Below are 456 nucleotides of genomic sequence, written 5' to 3' on the forward strand. Positions count from 1 at the left end.
GGAAAACGTGTTGGCGGACGCGTTCGGCGTCAGCCGGGTGCCGGTGCGCGAGGCGCTCGGCGTGCTGGAGGTCAGCGGCATCATCTCCTCACGCCAGGGCGGCGGCCACCGGGTGGAACAGCATTCGCTGCTGAGCAAATACGAACCGCTGGTGATGGAGGTAGCCGACCGCTGCGAGGTGGAAGCGCTGCTGGAAATGCGCGAAGTCATGGAACAGCAGGCGGCGCGCATGGCCGCCGAGCGCCGCACCGAACAGGAGTTGCAGGCGATCGAACAGGCGCACCTCGCCTTTCGTGACTGTACGCTCAACGACGGCCAGATCGGCTATCGGCAGGACTACCTGTTCCACCGCGCCATCATGCAGGCTTCGCATAACCCGTTTTTCGTGCAGATCCTCGATAACATGCACGAGCTGTATCTGGGGGTGCTGGTGTACTCGCTCAGCAAAAACCTAGG

General features: G+C 63.2%; 1 protein-coding gene. It reads left to right on the top strand.

The features are described 5' to 3' along the window. A partial coding sequence (locus SOP85_RS31150; RefSeq protein ID WP_323629426.1) for a FadR/GntR family transcriptional regulator occupies nt 1-456 on the top strand: 456 nt, incomplete at both ends.

Origin of the sequence: Pseudomonas sp. YuFO20 (assembly GCF_035064975.1) — a bacterium.
Taxonomy (GTDB): Bacteria; Pseudomonadota; Gammaproteobacteria; order Pseudomonadales; family Pseudomonadaceae; genus Aquipseudomonas; species Aquipseudomonas putida_AE.